The sequence below is a fragment of the Hydrogenophaga defluvii genome (assembly GCF_042665235.1).
GTDB lineage: Bacteria > Pseudomonadota > Gammaproteobacteria > Burkholderiales > Burkholderiaceae_C > Hydrogenophaga > Hydrogenophaga defluvii_A.
In genome coordinates this window covers 98063-119588 of the sequence record NZ_JBHTBZ010000014.1, presented here as the reverse complement: position 1 = coordinate 119588, position 21526 = coordinate 98063, and the positions used below count along the sequence as shown (strand labels likewise).

The window sequence follows — 21526 nt, the reverse complement described above, 5'->3', positions numbered from 1 at the left end:
GATTGACGGGGTGAGGTATGCAGCGTAGACAAGCATCAGGAATGCAGCGGAAATTGGCTCCGCGTAGCGGCTTCGTCCAACCACAAAGCTCAGCGCAACCCGCGGCTGCGCTGAACAAGCAAATCACCATTGCCCTTTAGGTGCGTTGCCACGGATGCTGCGCGCAATGCGCTCAGCCTCAGTTGGCCGTCCGGCACGGTGTGCAAAATCGAGTGCGGTCAAACCCTGCTCGTTTTTGAGGCTCGCATCGGCGCCTGCCTCGAGCAGCTGGGCCACCACCTTGGCGTTGCCGTACATCGCGGCGAGCATGAGCGGTGTCGATCCATTGGGCGACGCGGCATCGATGTAGGCGTGGTGATCCAGCAGCAGGTGAACCACCGCTGGCGCTTGTTCACCTGGATGAGACGCGGCGTAGTGCAGCGGTGTCCAGCCGGGCTTGTTGACGTGGGCGTTTCTTTGAATCAAGGCCTCACATTGTGCAAGGCGCCCTTTCAACGCCGCCAACATCAGCGGGCTTTCGTCTTGTGCGGTCCGAGCCTCCACGTCCACTTCAGGACGTGACAGCAGAAACTCAACGACCTTCAGTGCGTCGAGACGCAAAGCGAGCACCAGCGGTGGGTCGGACTTTTCGTTGCGGGTGTTGAGGTCGAACCCCCGGTTGGCCAGCGTCTGAAGCGTGCGGGGTGAATCCGCAGCAATGGCGCGAAAAAACTCGTCAAAGGAGTTGGCCCGGGCCAGCGGGATTACAGACCAAAACAAGGCGCCCAGACCGAGCTGAAAACAGTGCCGTCTGGACAGCGTTTTGCCAGGGGCAGGAACAAAAAGGCCCCGCTCACGGGGCCTCTTGTTGCGATCAGGATGGGTGCAATCAGTGACCATCCGCAGACTGTATCAGTCTTCGACAAACGCCTCTTCGCGCTTCTTTTTGATGGAGGGACTGAGCACCACCACCAACAGCAACACGGCAGCGGCCAGCAAAGACGCGGACAGCGGGCGGGTGACAAACACCGACCAGTCACCCCGCGACAACAGCAGACTGCGGCGCAGGTTTTCTTCCATCATGGGGCCAAGAATCAAGCCCAGCAGCAGGGGCGCGGGTTCGCAGCCCAGCTTGATGAAGGTGTAGCCGATGAAACCGAAGATGGCCACCATCCAGATATCGAAGGTGTTGTTGTTGGTGGAGTAGACGCCGATGGCGCAGAACAACACGATGGCGGGGAAGAGCCAGCGGTAAGGCACGGTCAGCAGCTTGATCCAGATGCCGATCAGCGGCAGGTTCAGAATCACCAGCATCAGGTTGCCAATCCACATGGAGGCGATCAGGCCCCAGAACAGCTCGGGGTTGCTGGTCATCACCTGCGGGCCGGGCTGGATGTTGTGGATGGTCATGGCGCCGACCATCAGCGCCATCACGGCATTGGGCGGAATACCCAGCGTCAGCAGCGGAATGAAGGAGGTCTGCGAACCGGCGTTGTTGGCAGCTTCGGGTGCGGCAACACCACGGATATTGCCTTCACCAAAGGGCACTTCACCGGGCTTGAGCTTGGTCTTCTTCTCAATGGTGTAGGCCGCGAAAGCCGACAACAAGGCACCACCGCCCGGCAGGATGCCCAAGGCCGAGCCCAAGGCTGTGCCACGCAGGATGGCGGGGAACATGCGCTTGAAGTCGGTTGCGGTGGGGAAAATGCCTTCCACCTTGCCGGTGACAACGTCGCGCGTTTCAGGTGGGTGCGACAGGTTGTGGATGATCTCCCCGTAGCCGAACACACCCATGGCAATCACGATGAAGCTGATGCCGTCGGTCAGTTCGGGAATGCCAAAGCTGTAGCGCGCCACACCAGAGTTCACGTCGGTGCCCACCAAGCCCAGCAGGAGGCCCAGGATGATCATGGCCACGGCCTTGATCAGCGAGCCAGAGGCCAGCACCACGGCACCGATGAGGCCCAGCACCATCAGCGAGAAATACTCGGCAGGGCCAAATTTGAAGGCCACTTCGGTCAGGGGCGGCGCGAAGGCGGCCAGGATCAGCGTGCCCACACACCCGGCAAAAAAGGAACCGATGCCAGCGGCTGCCAGCGCCGGGCCTGCCCTGCCCTTTTTGGCCATCTGGTGACCGTCGATCACCGTCACCACGGACGAAGCTTCACCTGGCAGGTTGACCAGGATGGCGGTGGTCGAGCCACCGTATTGTGCGCCGTAGTAAATACCGGCCAGCATGATGAGTGCCGCCACGGGGGGCAGTGCGTAGGTGGCGGGCAGCAACATCGCAATGGTTGCCACCGGGCCCACACCCGGCAACACGCCAATCAGCGTGCCCAGCAGGCAGCCGATGAAGGCGTAGATGAGGTTCTGGACGGTGAAGGCGACACCAAAACCCAGCGTGAGGTTGTTGATCAAATCCATCTGTGACTCTCCGGTCTTGTTGTTTTATCAATTGACCAGAAAAGCCGGCCAGACTGGGAACTGCAAGTTCAGCAGCTTGATGAAGGCCAGGTAGCTGCCGATGGCCAAGATGGTGGACAACACCAACAGTTCCTTGATGCTGACACGTTCACCGGCCTGACTGGCGATGAACACCAGCGCATAAATGGCAACGATCAGACCAAAAGAAGGAAAACCAATAAAAGGAAGGCCCACCAGCAAAGCGCCAAAGGCCAGGTTGGAAGACAGGACAAAAAAGAGCGGCTTCCAAGCCCACTTGCCAATCTTGTCGCCGTCGGGAGCCTTTGAGGCAAAAGACTGCAGGGAGATGACGGCACCCAAAATGGTCAGGATCACCCCCAGAATCAACGGGAAGTAGCCCGGTCCCATGCGCGATGCCTGGCCAATGGTGTAGTTAGTGGCACCAATCGCAAATCCGACCCCCACGGCGGCGAACATCAAACCGGAATAGAAGTCTTTCTGACTTTTTATAAGCACACGCGTCTCCTGCAATGGTTGAACCCGCTGATTTTGCGGGTCTTTGTTGGGGCACTGCATGTGGATTTCACCTACCTGTGCCCGTATTCGTCGCTCAAGGCGCTTGCACCCGATCAAAAAGCGACAGGAAATTGGCCGTTGTCGCTTCGGCGACCGATTCGACGGACAGGCCTTTGAGTTCTGCCACCTGTTTGGCAACCCACGGCACGTAGGCCGGTGAATTGGTTTTGCCGCGATATGGAACGGGCGCCAGGTAAGGGCTGTCGGTTTCGATCAGCAATCGGTCCATGGGCACAAAACCGACCACGTCACGCAGATCGGCCGCGCTCTTGAACGTGATGATGCCGGAGAAGGAAAGGTAAAAACCCAGGTCCAGCGCGGCGCGCGCCACCTCGGTCGTTTCGGTGAAGCAATGAAACACGCCCCGCGCAGCATTTGTCTGCCCCACACCGCCCTCCTCCCGCAGGATGGCCAGCGTGTCGTCGCTGCTGCTGCGCGTGTGGATCACCAGCGGCAGGCCGGTTTGCCGTGCCGCCTGTATGTGCACACGGTAGCGTTCGCGCTGCCAGGCCATGTCGGCCACGCTGCGGCCATTCAAGCGGTAGTAGTCCAGCCCCGTCTCGCCAATGCCCACCACCCTGGGCAAGGCAGCCCGCTGCAGCAGGTCATCGAGGGTGGGTTCGCGCACACCTTCATTGTCGGGGTGCACACCCACGGTGGCCCAGAGGTGGGGGTGCTGCTGGGCAAGCGCGTGAACGTCGTCAAACTCTTCCAGCGTGGTGCAGATGCAAAGCGCACGCGTGACCTGGGCCTCGCGCATGGCGGTCAGCACTTCGGGCATGCGGTCTTTGAATTCGGGAAAATTCAGGTGGCAGTGGGAATCGGTGAACATGGTGGGCTGCTCGCAGCAGGCGCGACGGCCCGCAGCGAGTGGAAATCAAACGGTTTGGGTCGAGCGGTCTGAGCCCAGGTGGGCACCGAGGATTTCCTCGATGCGCTTCTTGAGCAGCCCCGATTTCTCGTCGTTGGGAAACCGTATGCCTATGCCTTGAGTTCGGGCGCCTGTGGCGTGGGGTGGGGTGATCCAGGCCACCTTGCCGGCAATCGGGTAGCGGTGCGGGTCCTCGGGCAGGGTCAGCAACACGTACACGTCTTGCCCCAAGCGGTAACTTTTGGAGGACGGGACAAAAATGCCGCCCTCGGTGAAGATGGGGATGTAGGCCGCGTACAGCGCCGCTTTTTCCTTGATGGACAACTGGATGACGGTGGGCCGCACAAACGGCACCTCGCCACCTCCGTCCACCCCGTCGGTTGATGCACCATGGCCACCACCCGATGCGGGATCGGGCGAATTCAGGGGCAGATCGGACGCGTTCATTCGCCGGAGTTTAAGCCTTGGTCAAGACGTCGCGTGCGCGCGCCGCCCACGCCTCGATCATCAGAGGCCCCTGAAATGGGTGCTCCACCGTGCGCGTGTTTTGCGCCAACTCGCGCGACCACTGTGCCAGCGCGCCCATGGGCGGCGGTTTGGGCAGGTAGCCGGCATCAAAAAAGCGTGGCGCACCACCGGCGGCAACGGCCATGAGGTCGTGACACAGCTTGTGCTGCACGTCCAGTTGCCGCGCGGGCCCCCAGTCGGCCATCGCGGCAAAGTCGCCCTTGGCCAAGGCACGCGGCAAGCGCTGCCACGTGTCGGCCGTGAGCCCAGCCTGCGCCCAGGCCATGGCATCGTCAGGCCGGCCACCGGCTGCACTGAGCCAGACCCGCGCTTGCGCTGCGTCCCCGCCACAGGTGGCCTGCAGCCACGCGAGCGCATCGGCGGCGTCGGGCCAGGTGAGTGCGTGGCTCTGGCATCGGCTGCGGATGGTGGGCAACAGCTGGTGGGCGGCCTCGGTGGCGAGCACAAAACGCACCGCACCGGCGGGCTCCTCCAGCGTCTTGAGCAGCGTGTTGGCCGCCTCTGGGTTCATGCGCTCGGCGGGGTAGATGAGCACCACCTTGGTGGTACCGCGTGACCGCGTGAACTGCGTGAACGCCACCGCCTGACGCGCCGCCTCCACGCGGATCATGCGGCTGGCCTTGATCTCTTTTTTGTCGATCTTGTCCTGGGTCTTTTCGTCCAGCGGCCAGCCCAGTTCCATGGACAGGGTTTCGGGCATCAGCACACACAGGTCGGCGTGGGTGCGCACGGCGATGGCGTGGCAGCTCTCGCACTGGCCGCAGGCGCCGTCTGCGGTGGCATGCTCACACAGCCATGCGGCGGCCAAGGCCAGCGCCAACGGGTACTGCCCCAGGCCTGAAGGCCCTGTCAGCAGCAATGCATGGCCACGCTGCTGCAGCAAGGCCCTAAGCTGCTTTTGTTGCCACGGGGACACGCCGGGGGCGCTCATGGGGCCTGCTCCTGCCACCAGGGCCGGGTTCTGCAGGCGTCCAACACCGCTTCACGCACCGTTTCCAGCGTGCCCTGGGCGTCAACCCGGGCAAACCGGCCAGGGTCTTTGGACAACCTGTCGGCGTAGCCGGCCGCCACACGGCGGAAAAATGCCACCGGCTGGGCTTCGAATTTGTCGGGCACACGGGCGCCTGCCAGCCGCTCTGCGGCGATGGCCGGGTCGAGATCGAACCACAGCGTGAGGTCTGGCTGGCGCACACCGCCATGTGGCAGCGCCTGCACCCAGTGCTCCAGTGTGGCCAGCGTGTTCAGGTCGAAACTACGGCCGTGGCCCTGGTAGGCAAATGTGGCGTCGGTGAAACGGTCGCACAGCACCACCTCGCCCCGGGCAAGGGCCGGCTCGATCACCTGCTGCAGGTGGTCGCGGCGGGCGGCAAACATGAGCAAGGCCTCGCACAAGGGGTCCATGGCGTCGTGCAACAGCAATGCGCGCAGCTTTTCGGCCAATGGGGTGCCGCCTGGCTCGCGCGTGAGGACGACGGTGCGCCCCTGGGCACGCAGGGCGCTGGCCAGGGCTTCGATGTGGGTGGACTTGCCGGCACCGTCTATGCCTTCGAAGCTGATGAAAATTCCTGAAGATGGCATGGTGTTCAGCGCTTGAGCTGGTACTGCCGCACGGCGCGGTTGTGGTCATCGAGTGTGGCGCTGAATTGGCTGCTGCCATCGCCGCGCGCCACAAAATACAAGGCCTGGCTGGCCGCTGGCTGCACGGCCGCCAGCAACGCCGCCTTGCCCGGCATGGCAATCGGCGTGGGCGGCAGGCCGCTGCGGGTGTAGCTGTTGTAGGGCGTGTCGGCCTGCAAGTCGCGTTTGCGCAGGTTGCCGTCAAACCGATCACCCAAGCCGTAGATAACCGTTGGGTCGGTTTGCAAGCGCATGCCGATGCGCAGGCGGTTGATGAACACGGCGGCCACTTGGCCACGATCGGCCGCCTGGCCGGTTTCCTTCTCGATGATGCTGGCCAGTATCAGTGCCTCATCGGCATTTTTCAGCGGCAATCCGGGCTGGCGTTGTGCCCAGGCGGCATCCACTTGCTGCTGCATGGCCTGCGCGGCCTGGCGCAACACGCCCGAGGCCGGTGAACGCTTGGCGTAGCGGTAGGTGTCGGGGAAAAAACGCCCCTCTGGATGGCGGCCGGCGTAACCCAGCTGCACCATGAGCTCTGACGGCGACTTGCGGCCGATGTCGTCTTGCAGGTGCTCGGCCGCGCGCAAGGCGGCCAGCACCTGGCGAAAGGTCCAGCCTTCCACCAGCGTCACCTGCCGCAGCGCCTGGTCACCACGCACCAGTTTGTCGAGCACACTTTGTGGCGTGGCGCCGGCCTCCAACTCGTAACTGCCCGCCTTGATGCGGCGCGACTCGCCCGAGGCACGAAAACCGAGGTGCAGCAGCCAGGCAGGTGTGTCCACGCCCGCGGCCACCAGGGCTTCGGCCACACCTCGTGCCGAGGCGCCGGCCGGCACGGTCACGTCCACCACGGTCTGCCCGGCCAGCGGGCGCAAGGGCAATGGCCGTTGCCACCACCAGGCACCCGCCACCGCCGCCAGCACCGCCCCCAACAACCCGGCCAGCAACAGCCTTTTCAACACTCTGAGCACGGTCCTTGCGCCTTTGGGAAAATGGTCCAACCCAAATCATATAAGAGGCCCATTGCATGACCACCGACCGCCCCGCCCTTGCTCCTTTTGACGCCAGCACCCTTGCCGGTGCGGTGCGGCTGCCACAACTGGGCGTGATCCGGGTGGTGGGGGAAGACGCAGCCAGCTTTCTGCATGGCCAACTGACGCAGGATTTCTCGCTGATGGGCCTGTCGCAGGCACGGCTGGCCGCGTTCTGCTCGGCCAAGGGCCGCATGTTGGCCAGCTTTGTGGGCATCAAACGCAGCCACCAGGAAATCTGGCTGGTGTGCGCGCAGGACCTGCTGGCACCCACGCTCAAACGTTTGTCCATGTTTGTGCTGCGCGCCAAGGCCAAGCTCAGCGACGCGAGTGCCGAGGTTGCGCTCTATGGCTTGGTGGGCGATGGCCAAGGCTGGCCGGCCTCCACCTGGGCCAAGACCGATCAGGGCGAGGTGTCGCTGGTGCGTTTGCCCGACGCGCAAGGCCGCGCCCGCGCGCTGTGGTTGGCACCGGCGGGTGCTGTGCCTGACCTGCCGGAGCTGAACCCCAGCCTGTGGCAATGGCTGGACGTGCACAGCGGCGTGGCCACCGTCAGCACCCCGGTGGTGGAAGCCTTTGTGCCACAAATGCTGAATTACGAGTCGGTGGACGGCGTGAACTTCAAAAAAGGCTGCTACCCCGGGCAGGAGGTGGTGGCGCGCAGCCAGTTCCGGGGCACGCTCAAGCGGCGGGCTTACCTGGCGCACGCCGAGGCCCCTATGGCGGTGGGCGACAACGTGTTCCACGCCAGCGATGCCGAACAACCCACGGGCACGGTGGTGGCGGTGGCCGCGCACCCGGTGGCGGGTTGTGATGCCATCGTGTCCATGCAAATCAGCTCCGCAGATGGTGGCCGCCTCACGGCCGGTGCCGCCGATGGCCCCGCCCTGACACTGCTGCCCCTGCCCTACCCGCTGCGCGACGACATCTGAACCCACCCCATGTGCCTGATCGCTTTTGCCATTGACGCTGTGCCGGGGTACCCGTTGCTGATCGCGGCCAACCGCGACGAGCACCTGGACCGCCCCACCCTGCCGCTGCACGCCTGGCAGCTGGACAACGGCACACCGGTGGTGGCGGGGCGCGACCAGCACGCGGGCGGCACCTGGTTGGGCGTGACGCCCCAGGGACGCGTCGCCATGCTCACCAATGTGCGGGAGGCCAGTGTGCCCAACGCGCCACAAAGCCGTGGCGAATTGGTCACGCGCTGGCTGCAAGGCGACACCGACTGGCAGGCGTTTGCCCACAGCGTGCAAGCCCATCTGTTCAGTGGCTTCAACCTGGTGCTGGGCGATCTGGCTCGCGGCGAATGGGCCTGGATCAGCAACCGTAGGCCCGGTGCGGGCGACGCGATCACCCTGGGCAGCGTGGTGGGGCGGTCTTTGGCGAGCGGGATTTATGGCCTGTCCAACGCCGCACTGGACACACCCTGGCCCAAGACGGTCCGCCTCAAACGGGCTATGCAATCGGTGGTGGACCAGAGCACATCTGCATTGACAGGCGAGTGGCGCAAGCCGTTGCTGTCGGCGTTGCTGGACCGCCGTCAAGCAGCCGCCGAATTGCTACCCACCACCGGCGCACCCCGGGTGTGGGAACAGGCCTTGTCCAGCCCCTTCGTGGACTTTGCCGAGCGGCGCTACGGCACCCGCAGCAGCCTGCTGGTGTGTGCATCTGCCGACGAAGTGCAGATGGAGGAATGGACCCACGAGCGCACCGCGCCAGCAGAGCAGCCCGAGGCGGCCAGCGAGACCAGCCGCTGGCCGCTGGCCCGCAGCACTTACAGGCGCATGTGCATTTCGATGTGTGGGATGCCGGCTTCCTCGAACGGCTCGCCGTTGACGGTGTAACCCAGGCGGGCGTAAAACGCTTCCGCGCTGCGCTGGGCGTGCAGCACCACTTCGTGTTCGCCGCGTTTGCGCGCCGCGTCCATGAGGGCAAACAAAACCTCGCGGCCCACGCCCGCGCCGCGCATCACGCGCTTGACCGCCATGCGCCCCACTTTCACCACACCGGATCGGCCTGCGGCCAGGTAGGGCAGGTAGCGGCCTGTGGCCAGGGGCATGCCCAAACGGTTGTAGGCCACGGCGTGCACCGCGTCGGCGTCCGCCGCGTCCCACTCCAGTTCCTTGGGGATTTTCTGTTCCTCGACGAACACCTCGTTGCGAACCTGGCCGGCGTCCTGGCCCAACTCGGCCCAGGTGCCCACTTTCATTTCCACCATGGGCTCACCGGCCTCCAGCGCCATGAAGGCGTTGCGCAAGGCCTCGGGCACGGGGCGCGAGGTCTGGCTGATGGGGTCCGCGAAGACGTAGATGATTTCCGACGAAATCAGGTGCTTGTCGCCGTGGAAGATGGCGCCGATGAACTGGATGGAGGAGTTGCCGATGCGCTCGCAACGCAGGGCCACGTCGATGAGGTCGTCCATCTGGGCCGAGGCGTTGAACTCCACCGTGGCCTTCTTCACATACAACTCGCCGCCCAGGCGGGCAAACACCTCTTCCATGGGCAAGGCCAGGGCGCGCCAGTACTCGGTGATGGCGGTGTCGAAATACATCAGATAGTGCGCGTTGAACACAATCTTCTGCATGTCCACCTCGGCCCAGCGCACGCGCAGGCGGTGGAAAAAGCGGAAATCCGAACGTTTCATGGACAATTGCGGGTTGGCTTGAAAGTAGCGAATTATGTTGCCCCACCAGCTCGAACTGTTGTCCCCCGCGCGCACCGCCGACATCGGCATTGAAGCGATCCACCATGGCGCCGATGCCGTCTACATCGGCGGTCCGTCGTTTGGCGCGCGCACCAGCGCCGACAACTCGCTGGCCGACATCGCCCGCCTGGTCAAGGAGGCTCACCGCTTCCACAGCCGCATCTTCGTCACGGTCAACACCATCCTGCGCGACGACGAGCTGGAGCCGGCACGCCAGCTCATACACCAACTCTACGACGCCGGCGTGGACGCCCTCATCGTGCAGGACATGGGCTTGCTGGAGTTGGACCTGCCGCCCATCCAGCTCCACGCCAGCACCCAGTGCGACATCCGCACGCCTGAAAAGGCCCGTTTTCTGCAAGACGCTGGCCTCACCCACCTGGTGCTGGCGCGCGAATTGACGCTGCAACAAATCGCCGCCATCCGCGCCGCCACCGACGAGCAGCGCACCATCATTGAATACTTCATCCACGGCGCCTTGTGTGTGGCCTACAGCGGCCAGTGTTTTATCAGCCACGCCCACACCGGGCGCAGTGCCAACCGGGGCGACTGCTCGCAGGCCTGTCGCCTGCCCTATGAGGTGAAGGACAGCCAGGGCCGCATCGTGGCGCACGACAAACACGTGCTGTCCATGAAGGACAACAACCAGAGCGACAACCTGCGCGCCCTGATCGATGCCGGGGTGCGCTGCTTCAAGATCGAGGGCCGCTACAAAGACCTGGCCTACGTCAAGAACATCACCGCGCACTACCGCAAGCTGTTCGACGAGATTCTGGAAGAGCGCCCCGAGTTGGCCCGCGCCAGCAGCGGCCACACCACCTTCAGCTTCACGCCCGACCCCGACCAGAACTTCAACCGCGAGTTCACCGACTACTTCACCAACGGCCGCAAGGACGACATCGGCGCCTTTGACACGCCCAAGAACCCGGGCCGATCGATTGGCTGGGTGACGCGCGTAGCGGCCGACCATGTGGAAATCGAGACCGAGAGCCCCGAGACCGTGCTGCACAACGGCGACGGCCTGTGCTACCTCGACCTGCAGAAAGAGCTGGTGGGCCTGCAAACCAACCGCTGCGAACCGGTGGTGGGCGCCATCGGTCGCTGGAAGGTGTTCCCCAAAGACCCGATGGCCGGTTTCAAGGACTTGCGCAAAGGCACCCAGGTCAACCGCAACCGCGACATGAACTGGGTGCGCACGCTGGAGAAAAAGTCGTCTGACCGGCGCATTGGCGTCTGGCCCCACCTGAGCGAAACCGCTGAAGGCCTGCAACTGCAACTCACCGACGAAGACGGCCACAGCGCCAGCGCCACCTTGGCGCTTGAGTGGCAGGCGCCGAAAGACGCCGCTCAGGCCGAAGCGAAACTGCGCGAAAGCCTGGGCCGGCTGGGCGACACCGAATTCGAACCCATCGAAACCCAACTCGCTTTGCCCCGCCCCTGGTTTGTGCCCGCCTCGCAACTCAACGCGCTGCGGCGCGAAGCGGTGGCGGCGTTGCAGCAGGCCCGGCTCGACGCCCTGCCCCGCCTGGTGCGCTCACCCGCCGCCGAGCCGCCCACGCCCTACCCCGAAGACACGCTCAGCTACCTGGCGAACGTGTTCAACCAGAAGGCGCGCGACTTCTACGCCAAACACGGCGTCAAGGTGATCGCGGCGGCCTACGAAAGCCATGAGGAAGAAGGCGAAGTCAGCCTCATGATCACCAAACACTGCGTGCGCTTCAGTTTGAGCCTGTGCCCCAAACAGGCCAAGGGCGTCACCGGCGTGCAAGGCACGGTGCGCGCCGAGCCGCTGCAATTGATCAACGGCAAGGAAAAGCTCACCCTGCGTTTTGACTGCAAGCCGTGCGAAATGCACGTGGTGGGCAAGATCAAGCGTTCGGTGTTGAACGCCGCCGCCGAACGCCCGCTGACCTTCTACCGCACCCGGCCCTCGGCGACGCCGGTGCACTGAGCTGGATCAGGTGGCCGCAGGCTTGGCGCGAAGCGCCCCGAGCGCCTTGACGAGCAACACCGCCAGCGCGCCGGCCACGATCCCCACCACCGCGTCGAACAACGTCGGGGCCATCCAGGCCAGGCCGGTTCCCACGGCCGCTGTGGCCGCCTCGCTGGCGTGGTGCAGAAACGGCAGGCCATGCGACAAGATGCCGCCACCGACCAAAAACATCGCAGCAGTACCGGCCACCGACAGCGCCTTCATGAGCCAGGGCGCCACACGCAGAATGCCACGTCCCACAAGCTGCGCGGCGCTCGATGTGGACCGGCTCAGGTGCAGTCCCGCATCGTCGAGTTTGACGATGCCGGCCACCAGGCCGTAGACGCCCACGGTCATGATGATGGCAATGCCCACCAGCACCGCGACGCGCGTGCCAAAGGGGGCGTTGGCGACCGTGCCCAGGGTGATGGCAATGATCTCGGCCGAGAGGATGAAGTCGGTTCGCACCGCACCTTTGACCTTCTCGCGCTCGAAAGCGACCATGTCCACTTTCTCGTCGGCCAGCGCGGTCACCAGTTCGGCTTTGCGCTGGCTGTCGTCCTCAGCCCGGTGCAGGAACTTGTGCGCCAACTTTTCAAAGCCCTCAAAACACAGAAACGCGCCTCCCAGCATCAGCAGTGGCGTTACCAGCCAGGGCACAAATGCGCTGATCAACAGTGCCGCCGGCACCAGGATCGCCTTGTTCAACATGGAGCCCTTGGCCACCGCCCAGACCACCGGCAACTCGCGGTCCGCATTCACGCCAGTGACCTGTTGGGCATTGAGCGCCAGGTCATCGCCCAACACACCGGCCGTTTTTTTGGTGGCGACTTTGGTGAGGACCGCGACGTCGTCCAGCACGCTGGCGATGTCGTCAATGAGTGCGAGCAAGCTGCTGGCCATGGGAGCTTTCCTGAAAGGTTTAGCGCGGCGGCCGGAACACCCAGTACCGCGCGGACACAAAATTGAACACCATGCCCACCGCCGACCCCAAGGCGAGCGCCAGCACAGGATATGCCTGCACCAGCGGCCACCACTGGTAGGTGGCCACCGACACCGTGTAGTTGGCCACACCGCCACCGGCCATGGCCAGCAGATAGTGTGACCATTCGCGCCAAGTGGGCGGGACCGACATGCCCGCAGCAAACGTGAGCCGGCGGTTGAAAGCCCAGGTGAAGCTGGCCGCCGCCACAAACGAGAACCCGCGCGCCCACACAAACGGCAGGCCCAGCGCCATCAACGCATACAGAACTGCGGTGTCCACCCCAAGGCCCAGCACACCGGCCACGCCAAACCGCAACAACTGGGTGCGCAGCGGCCGTGGTGGTGTGGTCTCAAACACCGATGGCAGCCTCTGACGTTGGCCAGCCCAGCGGAAACCAGGCGTCGTCCATGGGCGCGCCGTCGGGCAAGCGCTCGGGTTGTGCGTCCAGGTGGGTCATCTCACCCCACCCACTTGCGCGCGTTGCGCCAGATGCGTATCCACGGGCTGAGCTGTGATGGGTCGCCGTTGGTCCAGCTCATCTGGATGTTGCGGAACACCCGCTCGGGGTGGGGCATCATGGCGGTGAAGCGGCCGTCCGGCGTGGTGACCGCCGTCAGACCCGACGGGCTACCGTTGGGGTTGAACGGGTACTGTTCGGTGGCGGCGCCTGTGTTGTCCACAAAACGCATGGCGGCAACGGCCTGTGCCGGGTTACCTCGGTGCTTGAAGTTGGCAAAACCTTCACCGTGCGCCACCGCGATGGGCAACCGGCTGCCGGCCATGCCTTGCAGGAACAGGCTGGGCGACGCCAGCACTTCGACCATCGACAGCCGCGCCTCGAAGCGCTCGCTCTGGTTGGTGGTGAAGCGCGGCCAGGCCTCGGCGCCGGGGATGATGTCGGCCAGTTCGGCAAACATCTGGCAGCCGTTGCACACGCCCAGACCAAAGGTGTCGGCGCGGCCAAAGAAGGCCTGGAACTGCTCGGACAACACCGGGTTGAACGTGATGGAGCGGGCCCAGCCGATGCCGGCACCCAGCGTGTCACCGTAGCTGAAGCCACCGCAGGCCACCACGCCCTTGAAGTCGGCCAGCTGGGCGCGGCCCGACTGCAGGTCGGTCATGTGCACGTCGAAAGCCTCGAAACCGGCCTGGGTGAAGGCGTAAGCCATCTCCACGTGCGAGTTCACGCCCTGCTCGCGCAGGATGGCGACCTTCGGCTTGCTCAAGCCAAGGTACGGGGCAGCCACGTTGTCGGTCGGATCGAACGTCAGGGCCACGTGGAGGCCCGGATCGGCCGGCTGGCCGGCCGCCGCGTGTTCGCTGTCGGCGCAGGCGGGGTTGTCGCGCTGCTGGGTGATCTTCCAGCTCACGCTGTCCCAGACCTGTTGCAGATCGGACAGGCTGGCGCTGAACACGGCCTTGGTGTCGCGCCAGACCTGCAGTTGGCCCTTGCCCACATCGATGGACGACGACGCCGGGCGGGTTTTGCCGATGAAGTGGCTGTGTTTGCTCAGGCCGTGCTCGCGCAGGGTCTGCATGACGGCGTTGCGCTCGGCGGTGCGCACCTGCAGCACCACGCCCAGTTCTTCGTTGAACAAGGCCTTGAGGGTGAGTTCCTCGCGCCGGGCGCTGACCTGCTGCGCCCAGTTTTTGGCGTCACCACTGTCCATGCGGCTGTCGGAAATGCCATCGCCTTCGGTGACCAGCATGTCCACGTTCAGCGACACGCCCACCTGGCCGGCAAAGGCCATCTCGGCCACGGCGGCCAGCAGGCCTCCGTCGGAGCGGTCGTGGTAGGCCAGGATCTGACCCTGGGCGCGCAGGGCGTTGACGGCGTTCACCAGGTTGATCAGATCCTGCGGGCTGTCCAGATCGGGCACTTCGTTGCCCGGCTGGTCCAGTGTCAGGCCCAGCACACTGCCGCCCATGCGGTTGCGGCCCTTGCCCAGATCCACCAGCACCAGCGTGGTGTCGTCTGTGTCGCGGTTGAGCTGTGGCGTGAGCGTGCCACGCACGTCGGCCAGGGTGGCAAAGGCGGTGACGATGAGGCTCACCGGCGAGGTGACCTTCTTCTTTTCACCGTCGGCCGTCCATTGCGTGCGCATGGACAGGCTGTCCTTGCCCACGGGCACCGACACATTCAACGCCGGGCACAGCTCCATGCCGATGGCCTTGACGGTGGCGTACAGGTCGGCGTCTTCACCGGGCTCGCCGCAGGCGGCCATCCAGTTGGCGCTGAGCTTGACGCGCGGCAATTCGATGGGCGCGGCCAGCAGGTTGGTGATGGCTTCGGCCACGGCCATGCGGCCCGACGCGGCGGCGTCGATGGCGGCCAGCGGGGTGCGTTCGCCCATGCTCATGGCCTCACCCGCGAAGCCAACGTAGTCGGCCAGGGTCACGGCGCAATCGGCCACCGGCACCTGCCAGGGGCCGACCATCTGATCGCGGTGGGTCAGGCCACCCACAGTGCGGTCGCCGATGGTGACGAGGAAACGCTTGGAGGCCACGGTGGGGTGGCTCAGCACGTCGATGACGGCCTTTTCCAGCGACACGCCCGTCAGGTCCATGGGCTGGAACTGGCGCAACACGGTGGTGACATCGCGGTGCATCTTGGGTGGTTTGCCCAAAAGCACATCCATGGGCATATCGACGGGCGATTCGTGGCCCTCGTCCACCAGCGACAGGTGCCGTTCCTCGGTGGCCACGCCAACGACCGAGAAGGGGCAGCGTTCACGCTCGCAGAAGGCCTTGAACTGCTCCAGCGACTCGGGCGCGATGGCCAGCACGTAGCGCTCCTGGCTCTCGTTGCACCAGATCTCCTTGGGTGCCAGGCCCGATTCTTCCAGCGGCACGGCGCGTAGGTCGAAACGCGCGCCACGGCCGGCGTCGTTCACCAGCTCCGGGAAGGCGTTGGACAGGCCGCCTGCACCCACGTCGTGGATGAAAAGCACCGGGTTCTTCTCGCCCTGCGCCCAGCAGTGGTTGATGACCTCCTGCGCGCGGCGCTCGATCTCGGGGTTGCCGCGCTGCACGGAGTCGAAGTCCAGCGACGCGGCGTTGGTGCCGGTGGCCATGGAGCTGGCGGCGCCGCCGCCCATGCCGATCTTCATGCCCGGCCCGCCGAGCTGGATCAGCAGCGTGCCGGCGGGGAAATCGATCTTCTTGGTTTGCGTGGCATCGATCTGGCCCAGGCCGCCCGCGATCATGATGGGCTTGTGGTAGCCGCGCGTCACGCCGCCCACGTCCTGTTCGTATTCGCGGAAATAGCCCAGCAGGTTGGGCCGGCCAAATTCGTTGTTGAAGGCGGCACCACCCAGCGGGCCCTCGGTCATGATCTGCAGCGGGCTGGCAATGTGTTCCGGCTTGCCGCCGGCTTGGTCGCTCATGCCCCCCCACAGTTTGGACACGGTGAAGCCGGTCAGGCCAGCCTTCGGCTTGGAGCCGCGGCCGGTGGCACCCTCGTCGCGGATTTCGCCGCCCGCGCCGGTGGAAGCGCCGGGGAAAGGCGAAATCGCGGTCGGGTGGTTGTGGGTTTCCACCTTCATCAGGATGTGGTGGGTGGCGGCCTCGGCCTGGTAGGCGGGAGAGGCACGACCACCGGCCCGCGCGACGAAGCGCTCGAGCTGGTGGCCTTCCATGATGGACGCGTTGTCCGAGTACGCCACGATGGTGTGCTGCGGGCTGGTCTGGTGGGTGTGTCGGATCATGCCAAACAGGCTTTTGTCCTGTGCCACACCGTCGATGGTGAACTGCGCGTTGAAAATTTTGTGGCGGCAGTGTTCGCTGTTGGCCTGCGCAAACATCATCAGCTCGACGTCGGTCGGGTTGCGCTTCAAGCCGTTGAAGGCGTTCACCAGGTAGTCGATCTCATCGTCGGCCAGCGCCAAACCCCAGTCGGTGTTGGCCTTTTCGAGCGCCGCGCGACCGCCAGCCAGGACGTCCACGTGCTCCATCGGGGCCGGGTGCAGTTCCGTGAACAGGGCTTCAGCCTGGCTGCGTTCGGTGCTCACGGCCTCGGTCATGCGGTCGTGCAGCAGGTCGGCCACCGCCCGCAGTTGATCATCCGACAGTGCCGCCTTGCTCAGCAGTCCGCTCTTGAGGCCAAGCCGGAACTCGACCAGGCGTTCAACGCGGTGCAGCGCGAGGCCACAGTTGTGCGCAATGTCGGTGGCTTTGGAGGCCCACGGTGACACCGTGCCCAAACGTGGCATCACCACAAGTGCCGGTGCGCTGGCCTTCTCCAGTGCCAGGTGTGCAGCACTTGCCGGCTCGCCGTAGGTCAACAGCTGCGTCAGGCGATCCTCGGTGGCGGTGTCGGGCGCGGTATCGAAGGACGCCAAGTGCACAAAACGCGCACTCAGGCCGGTGATCTTGTCGGACACCGCTTGCAGGCGCGGCAGGAGTTGTTGGACTTTGAAGTCGCTGACGGCATTGCCGCCGTCAAAAAAGCGCAGGTGCAGGGTCACAGTGGGTGGCCTTGGGGGCTGAGGGGCGCGGGGTGCACCCGTGGATGGGTGGAAACCCGGAATTTTACCTGCGCGATCCGCCGCCGCCGCCGTGTTGGGCCTGGGCAAGGAGGTCTGCCCTGGCCCGTCAAGGCAAAGCTCAGTAGGCCTGGCTTTTGCTCAATGTGTGCGCCAGCTGGGCCATCGCCTGGGTGGGCACATAGCCCGCGTAATTGGCGTTTTGTGCGCAATGGTTGTTGTCGCTGCTGTACCTGCGCTTTTTGCCTGCTTCCGTGATTTCCAGCACGTAGACGGGGCTGCTTTCGTTGCAGTGCAGGTTGCCGTGGTTGGGCGCGAGGCCATGGATCATGGCCTTGACGTCGTCACCGGCCACCGACATGTCGGTTTGATAGGCCACCTTGCGGCGGTTGAAGTTGGCGTTCAGGTCGTCATAGACCACCAGCCGCACGTCGGCATGGAACCCGTTCCACAACGACGCCAGTCGCTCAGACTCGTTGGCGGCGACCTGCGAGCTGCAAGCCACCAAATGCTGCCCCAACACCACCGCTGCGGCCAACACCACGATTGAACGGACCTTGAACATGTTTCTTCTCCCTGTGTGGACGCTTGTTGTGGTGCCTGCCTTCTGGACAGACCCTGCGTCTCATCGGGAAGAATTACACCATCGAAGGGCGATAAAAGTTAAATAAATAAATCAACATTTTGTCAAATGAGTCAATTGCCCAGCCCTTGAATCCCATCGCAGCGGGCGGGGCGTGGGCATCTGGCCGCCGCCAGGCAGCCGGCAATGTCAACTGCGATAATTGCCGCCCATGAACATCACTTACAAGGACGCGGCCGGTGTGGCCGGCATGCGCTTGGCCGGCCGACTGGCCGCCGAGGTGCTGGACCACCTGACGCCGCTCATCGTGCCCGGCATCACGACCAAGGAGATCGACCGCCTGGCGGCCGAGGTCATGAAACAGCAGGGTTCGGTGTCGGCCACCATCGGCTACCAGCCGGGTGGTTACCCTCCCTACCCCGCCCACCTGTGCACGTCGGTCAACCACGTGGTCTGCCACGGCATCCCCAACGACAAGCCGCTGAAAAAGGGCGACATCGTCAACGTCGACGTGACCGTCATCAAGGACGGCTGGTACGGCGACACCAGCCGCATGTTCCTGGTGGGCGAGTGCTCCATAGCGGCCAAGCGTTTGTGCCAGATGACGTTTGACGCCATGTGGAAAGGCATTGACATGGTGCGCCCCGGCATCCGTCTGGGCGACATCGGCCACGCCATCCAGACCTTTGCCGAAGGCAACGGTTTTTCCGTGGTGCGGGAGTTCTGTGGCCACGGCATCGGTCAGAACTTTCACGAAGACCCGCAGGTGCTGCATTACGGCCGCCCCGGCACGGGTGTGGAGCTGGTGCCGGGCATGACCTTCACCATCGAACCCATGATCAACCTGGGCCGGCGTGAAGTGAAGGAACTGGGCAACGACGGCTGGACCATCATCACCAAAGACCGCTCTTTGTCTGCCCAATGGGAACACACCGTGCTGGTGACAGACAGTGGCTACGAGGTCATGACCTTGTCGGCAGGCTGCCCCGCGCCACCCGCCTTCGTGGTCAACGGCCCCAAAACACTGGCCTGACAGCGCCCCCATGTCCGAGGTGGTCACCGACGCCGATTTCTCGGCCCTGCGCCAGAGCTACAAGCAGGACAAGGCCGCCTTGTTCGAGCGGCTGGCCCACAGCGGCAGCAGCACACGTGGTGTGCACACGGCCTTGCATGCACTCGCACGCCTCACCGACCAGTCCTTGGCCCGCCTCTGGGCGCGGGCCGGCTTTGGCCCCGACTTCTGCCTGGTGGCCGTGGGAGGCTATGGACGCGGTGAACTGTTTCCCTACTCCGATGTGGATGTGCTGCTGCTGTTGCCAGACAGCGCCAGCCCCGAGACCGACGCCACACTGAAAACGCGCATCGAAGCGTTCATCGGCAGCTGCTGGGATTTGGGTCTGGACATCGGCTCCAGCGTGCGCTCTGTGGCCGACTGCGTGGCCGAAGCCAGCAAAGACGTCACGGTGTTGACTTCCCTGCTGGAATGCCGGCTCATCGTGGGCCAGCGTGCGCGGTATGCCGCTTTGTCCCAAGCCCTGGCCGAGGCCATGGATCCCAAGGTCTTTTTTGTGGCGAAACAGCTGGAAATGCGCCAGCGCCACCAGAAGTTCGAGAACACGCCCTACGCGCTGGAACCCAATTGCAAAGAGTCGCCCGGCGGCTTGCGCGACCTGCAAATCATCCTGTGGGTGGCGAAGGCGGCCGGCCTGGGCCGCAGCTGGGACGAACTGGCCCGCAAGGGCCTGGCCACACCGCTGGAGGCGCGCCAGATCAAGGCCAATGAAGCCTTGCTGAGCCTCATCCGCGCGCGCCTGCACCTCATTGCCCACCGGCGAGAAGACCGGCTGGTGTTCGACCTGCAGACGGCGGTGGCCGACTCGTTTGGCCTCAAGCCGCAGGCTCCGGCCGAAGGCAGCGCCAGCGCGCGGGGGGCACGCCGCGCCAGCGAGGCCTTGATGCGGCGTTACTACTGGGCCGCCAAAGCGGTCAGCCAGCTCAACCAGATCCTGTTGCTCAACATCGAGGAACGGCTGTCCAGCGACGAGGCGCGGCCGACCGCGTTGCGTCCCATCAACGAGCGTTTTTTTGACCGTGGCGGCATGCTGGAGGTGGCCAGCGACCACCTGTATGTGCAGCAACCGCACGCCATTCTGGAAACCTTTTTGCTCTACCAGACCACGGTGGGCATCAAGGGCCTGTCGGCCCGCACCCTGCGCGCGCTCTACAACGCGCGGCCGGTGATGAACGCGAAGTTTCGCACCGACCCGGTCAACCGCGCCACCTTCCGCCGCATCCTGATGGAACCCGAGGGCATCACCCACGCCATGCGGCTGATGAACCAGACCTCGGTGCTGGGCCGCTACCTCTGGGTGTTCCGCCACATCGTGGGCCAGATGCAGCACGACCTGTTCCACGTCTACACCGTGGACCAGCACATCCTGATGGTGTTGCGCAACGTGCGCCGCTTCTTCATCGCCGAACACTCGCACGAGTACCCGTTCTGCTCGCAGCTCGCCGCCGGCTGGGACAAGCCCTGGATTCTGTACATCGCCGCCCTGTTCCACGACATCGCCAAAGGCCGTGGCGGCGATCACTCCGACCTCGGCGCCAAGGACGTGCGCGTGTTCTGCCGCCAGCACGACATCGCCAAGGAGGACGCCGACTTGGTGGCGTTTTTGGTGCAGGAGCACCTGAGCATGAGCCAGATCGCCCAAAAGGCCGATCTCAGCGACCCCGAGGTGATCGCCGCGTTCGCGCAGCGCGTAGGCAACGAGCGGCGCCTGACCGCGCTCTACCTGCTGACCGTCGCCGACATCCGTGGCACCTCCCCCAAGGTCTGGAACGCCTGGAAGGCGCGCCTGCTGGAGGACCTGTACCGCTACACCCTGCGCGCCCTGGGCGGTCGCGCACCCGACCCCGACGCGGTGATCGAAGCCCGCAAACGCGACGCCCTGACCCTGCTGGCCTTGCACGCCCTGCCCCACATGGCGCACAAGGCCTTGTGGGACCAGCTCGACGTGAGCTACTTCATGCGCCACGACGCCAGCGACATCGCCTGGCACACGCGCCAGGTGTCGCGCGAACTGTCGCGCCAACCCGACCAGCCCTTCACCGGCACCGTGGTGCGAGCGCGGATCTCCCCTGACGGCGAAGGTCTGCAGGTGCTGGTCTACGCGCAGGACCAGAACGACCTGTTTGTCCGCATCTGCGGCTATTTCGATCAGGCCGGCTTCAGCATCCTGGACGCCAAGGTGCACACCACCCGAGATGGTCACGCGCTCGACACCTTTCAGGTGGTCGCACCCACCCTGTCTGACCACTACCGCGAACTCATCAGCATGGTGGAATCGGGCCTGAGCCAGGCCATCGAGGCGCGGGGTGAGCTGCCTGCGCCCAGCCGCGGCCGTCTGTCGCGGCGGGTCAAAAGTTTCCCGGTCATTCCCCGCGTGGACCTGCGCCCGGACGAAAAAGCTCAGCGCTGGCTGCTCAGCGTGTCGGCCAGCGACCGCACCGGCCTGCTCTACTGCATCGCCCGCGTGCTGGCGCGCCACGGCATCAGCCTGCAACTGGCCAAAATCACCACTTTGGGCGAACGGGTGGAAGACACCTTCCTCATCAGTGGCCTGCACCTGCAGCACAACCGCACGCAGATCGAGATCGAAACCGAGCTGCTGGACGTGCTCAAAAGCCCGGCCTGAGCCCACCGCCACCGCCGCACGCTGACACCGGTTGATGCAAGTCAACCCGGCGCGTTCTGGTGCCCCGT

At 64.6% G+C, this 21526-nt stretch carries 18 protein-coding genes; 5 read left to right on the top strand and 13 right to left on the bottom strand.

Annotated features, from left to right (window positions below):
* Positions 1–123: 123 nt before the first annotated feature.
* The 8 genes from ACFQU0_RS06900 to mltG all read right to left on the bottom strand — a co-directional run bounded on the left by ACFQU0_RS06900 (position 124) and on the right by mltG (position 6957).
* Complete coding sequence (locus ACFQU0_RS06900; protein WP_382199434.1) at positions 124–759, bottom strand: ankyrin repeat domain-containing protein; 636 nt, start codon at positions 757–759, stop codon at positions 124–126.
* A gap of 132 nt (positions 760–891) precedes the next feature.
* Positions 892–2403 (bottom strand): tripartite tricarboxylate transporter permease, encoded by a 1512-nt coding sequence (locus ACFQU0_RS06895; protein ID WP_382199433.1) that lies wholly within the window; start codon positions 2401–2403, stop codon positions 892–894.
* 27 nt (positions 2404–2430) lie between these two features.
* The gene (locus tag ACFQU0_RS06890; protein ID WP_382199438.1) at positions 2431–2919 is read right to left on the bottom strand and encodes a tripartite tricarboxylate transporter TctB family protein; all 489 of its coding nucleotides are present in this window, start codon (positions 2917–2919) and stop codon (positions 2431–2433) included.
* A gap of 94 nt (positions 2920–3013) precedes the next feature.
* Positions 3014–3811: a TatD family hydrolase gene (locus tag ACFQU0_RS06885; RefSeq protein ID WP_382199432.1), complete on the bottom strand. Its 798-nt coding sequence runs from the start codon at positions 3809–3811 to the stop codon at positions 3014–3016.
* 45 nt (positions 3812–3856) lie between these two features.
* The gene (locus tag ACFQU0_RS06880; protein ID WP_382199431.1) at positions 3857–4297 is read right to left on the bottom strand and encodes a PilZ domain-containing protein; all 441 of its coding nucleotides are present in this window, start codon (positions 4295–4297) and stop codon (positions 3857–3859) included.
* Between the two features lie 10 nt (positions 4298–4307).
* Positions 4308–5309 carry a DNA polymerase III subunit delta' gene (holB, locus tag ACFQU0_RS06875; RefSeq protein WP_382199430.1) on the bottom strand — a complete coding sequence of 334 codons (1002 nt, stop codon included), beginning with the start codon at positions 5307–5309 and terminating at the stop codon, positions 4308–4310.
* A complete protein-coding gene (tmk, locus tag ACFQU0_RS06870) occupies positions 5306–5956 on the bottom strand; it encodes a dTMP kinase (protein ID WP_382199429.1) in 651 nt (216 codons plus the stop codon). Before tmk ends, holB begins: the two co-directional genes overlap by 4 nt.
* A gap of 5 nt (positions 5957–5961) precedes the next feature.
* The gene (gene mltG, locus ACFQU0_RS06865; protein ID WP_382199428.1) at positions 5962–6957 is read right to left on the bottom strand and encodes an endolytic transglycosylase MltG; all 996 of its coding nucleotides are present in this window, start codon (positions 6955–6957) and stop codon (positions 5962–5964) included.
* Between the two features lie 68 nt (positions 6958–7025).
* Between mltG and ygfZ the strand changes: the two genes are divergently transcribed.
* Positions 7026–7961 carry a CAF17-like 4Fe-4S cluster assembly/insertion protein YgfZ gene (ygfZ, locus tag ACFQU0_RS06860; protein WP_382199427.1) on the top strand — a complete coding sequence of 312 codons (936 nt, stop codon included), beginning with the start codon at positions 7026–7028 and terminating at the stop codon, positions 7959–7961.
* A 9-nt stretch (positions 7962–7970) separates the two neighbouring features.
* The gene (locus tag ACFQU0_RS06855; RefSeq protein WP_382199426.1) at positions 7971–8876 is read left to right on the top strand and encodes an NRDE family protein; all 906 of its coding nucleotides are present in this window, start codon (positions 7971–7973) and stop codon (positions 8874–8876) included.
* Here ACFQU0_RS06855 and ACFQU0_RS06850 read toward each other — a convergent pair.
* On the bottom strand, positions 8807–9676 hold the full coding sequence (locus ACFQU0_RS06850; protein WP_382199425.1) for a YbgC/FadM family acyl-CoA thioesterase: 870 nt from the start codon (positions 9674–9676) through the stop codon (positions 8807–8809). The genes ACFQU0_RS06855 and ACFQU0_RS06850 overlap by 70 nt on opposite strands.
* A 34-nt stretch (positions 9677–9710) precedes the next feature.
* On the opposite strand from ACFQU0_RS06850, the gene ACFQU0_RS06845 reads away from it, so the two are divergent.
* Positions 9711–11687, top strand: a complete 1977-nt coding sequence (locus tag ACFQU0_RS06845) for a peptidase U32 family protein (protein ID WP_382199424.1) — start codon at positions 9711–9713, stop codon at positions 11685–11687.
* Between the two features lie 6 nt (positions 11688–11693).
* Here the strand turns inward: ACFQU0_RS06845 and ACFQU0_RS06840 are convergent, their stop codons facing one another.
* The 4 genes from ACFQU0_RS06840 to ACFQU0_RS06825 all read right to left on the bottom strand — a co-directional run bounded on the left by ACFQU0_RS06840 (position 11694) and on the right by ACFQU0_RS06825 (position 17742).
* Complete coding sequence (locus ACFQU0_RS06840; RefSeq protein ID WP_382199423.1) at positions 11694–12611, bottom strand: DUF808 domain-containing protein; 918 nt, start codon at positions 12609–12611, stop codon at positions 11694–11696.
* 19 nt (positions 12612–12630) lie between these two features.
* On the bottom strand, positions 12631–13050 hold the full coding sequence (locus ACFQU0_RS06835; protein ID WP_382199422.1) for a GtrA family protein: 420 nt from the start codon (positions 13048–13050) through the stop codon (positions 12631–12633).
* 101 nt (positions 13051–13151) lie between these two features.
* A complete protein-coding gene (gene purL / locus ACFQU0_RS06830; RefSeq protein WP_382199421.1) occupies positions 13152–17159 on the bottom strand; it encodes a phosphoribosylformylglycinamidine synthase in 4008 nt (1335 codons plus the stop codon).
* A 139-nt stretch (positions 17160–17298) separates the two neighbouring features.
* Positions 17299–17742, bottom strand: a complete 444-nt coding sequence (locus tag ACFQU0_RS06825) for a hypothetical protein (RefSeq protein ID WP_382199420.1) — start codon at positions 17740–17742, stop codon at positions 17299–17301.
* Positions 17743–17971: 229 nt separating this feature from the next.
* Between ACFQU0_RS06825 and map the strand changes: the two genes are divergently transcribed.
* Positions 17972–18793 (top strand): type I methionyl aminopeptidase, encoded by an 822-nt coding sequence (gene map, locus ACFQU0_RS06820; RefSeq protein ID WP_382199419.1) that lies wholly within the window; start codon positions 17972–17974, stop codon positions 18791–18793.
* Positions 18794–18803: 10 nt separating this feature from the next.
* Positions 18804–21458, top strand: a complete 2655-nt coding sequence (locus tag ACFQU0_RS06815) for a [protein-PII] uridylyltransferase (RefSeq protein ID WP_382199418.1) — start codon at positions 18804–18806, stop codon at positions 21456–21458.
* Positions 21459–21526: the final 68 nt, after the last annotated feature.

Bases quoted from the DNA above. Each gene is read 5' to 3' on its own strand.
- ACFQU0_RS06885 (WP_382199432.1), bottom strand. From the start codon at position 3,811: ATGTTCACCGATTCCCACTGCCACCTGAATTTTCCCGAATTCAAAGAC.
- tmk (WP_382199429.1), bottom strand. From the start codon at position 5,956: ATGCCATCTTCAGGAATTTTCATCAGCTTCGAAGGCATAGACGGTGCC.
- map (WP_382199419.1), top strand. From the start codon at position 17,972: ATGAACATCACTTACAAGGACGCGGCCGGTGTGGCCGGCATGCGCTTG.
- holB (WP_382199430.1), bottom strand. From the start codon at position 5,309: ATGAGCGCCCCCGGCGTGTCCCCGTGGCAACAAAAGCAGCTTAGGGCC.
- ygfZ (WP_382199427.1), top strand. From the start codon at position 7,026: ATGACCACCGACCGCCCCGCCCTTGCTCCTTTTGACGCCAGCACCCTT.
- ACFQU0_RS06850 (WP_382199425.1), bottom strand. From the start codon at position 9,676: ATGAAACGTTCGGATTTCCGCTTTTTCCACCGCCTGCGCGTGCGCTGG.
- ACFQU0_RS06825 (WP_382199420.1), bottom strand. From the start codon at position 17,742: ATGTTCAAGGTCCGTTCAATCGTGGTGTTGGCCGCAGCGGTGGTGTTG.
- ACFQU0_RS06840 (WP_382199423.1), bottom strand. From the start codon at position 12,611: ATGGCCAGCAGCTTGCTCGCACTCATTGACGACATCGCCAGCGTGCTG.
- ACFQU0_RS06845 (WP_382199424.1), top strand. From the start codon at position 9,711: ATGTTGCCCCACCAGCTCGAACTGTTGTCCCCCGCGCGCACCGCCGAC.
- ACFQU0_RS06880 (WP_382199431.1), bottom strand. From the start codon at position 4,297: ATGAACGCGTCCGATCTGCCCCTGAATTCGCCCGATCCCGCATCGGGT.
- ACFQU0_RS06855 (WP_382199426.1), top strand. From the start codon at position 7,971: ATGTGCCTGATCGCTTTTGCCATTGACGCTGTGCCGGGGTACCCGTTG.
- ACFQU0_RS06815 (WP_382199418.1), top strand. From the start codon at position 18,804: ATGTCCGAGGTGGTCACCGACGCCGATTTCTCGGCCCTGCGCCAGAGC.
- ACFQU0_RS06895 (WP_382199433.1), bottom strand. From the start codon at position 2,403: ATGGATTTGATCAACAACCTCACGCTGGGTTTTGGTGTCGCCTTCACC.